Source organism: Streptomyces sp. 8K308 (genome assembly GCF_004348315.1).
Classification (GTDB): Bacteria; Actinomycetota; Actinomycetes; order Streptomycetales; family Streptomycetaceae; genus Streptomyces.
In genome coordinates this window covers 1-721 of the sequence record NZ_SMKC01000684.1, presented here as the reverse complement: position 1 = coordinate 721, position 721 = coordinate 1, and the positions used below count along the sequence as shown (strand labels likewise).

1 pseudogene is annotated in these 721 nt (G+C 80.4%); it reads right to left on the bottom strand.

What is annotated here, in order from left to right:
* Window positions 1-318: 318 nt before the first annotated feature.
* Window positions 319-721, bottom strand: a pseudogene (locus E1265_RS37730) (hypothetical protein); the annotation flags it as partial.

Below are 721 nucleotides of genomic sequence, written 5' to 3'. Positions count from 1 at the left end.
GTGCGGCGGCGGTCCCGCGCCGGCCCTGCGGGGCCGCACCGGCGCCTCGCGCCGGTTTTTCCCCCGCCCACCCCTTTTGGCGCGCTGCGCGCCTGGGGGCGCCGCACCGCCACCGCACTCTGCGGCGGCTTCGCCGCCGGGCCACGCGGCCCCTGCCGCGCGACGACCCGCCCGGAGGGTGGGTGGGCGCGGCACGGCCCCTGCAAGCCGCGCGCCAGCGCAACAACGCACCGGGCGGCGAAGCCGCCGGTGACCCGGGCCCTGCGGGCCGCGCGCCAGCGCCATGGCCCACGCCAAGCGCGCAGCGGGGCCTGCGGTCTACGTCGAGGGCGCAGCTGGCCGGCGGCGGGCGCGGTAGAGGAGGAAGGCGGCGCTGGCCAGGGCGGCAGCCCTCAGCAGCCATGGCCAGTGGTCGGCCAGCAGTTCCTCCGCCTCGCCTTCGGCGAGGAGCTCGCCCCAGTAGCCGCCGGCGCGGCCGAGGAGCCAGAGGAGGTAGGCGCCGGCCACGGCGGCCGGCATGCCGAAGGTGGCCCACTGGGCCTCGCGGCGGCTGAGCCGGGGGGACCAGTAGCAGGTGAGCCAGCCGAGGGCGAGCACGGCGACGGAGCCGGCGACCGTGCCGGCGACCAGCAGGGCGACGCCGAGCAGCTCGACGAGGCCGCCGACCCGCTTGCCGCCGAGCGCGGCGCGGGCCAGCCGGCGGCTGGGCGAGGGGCGGGGG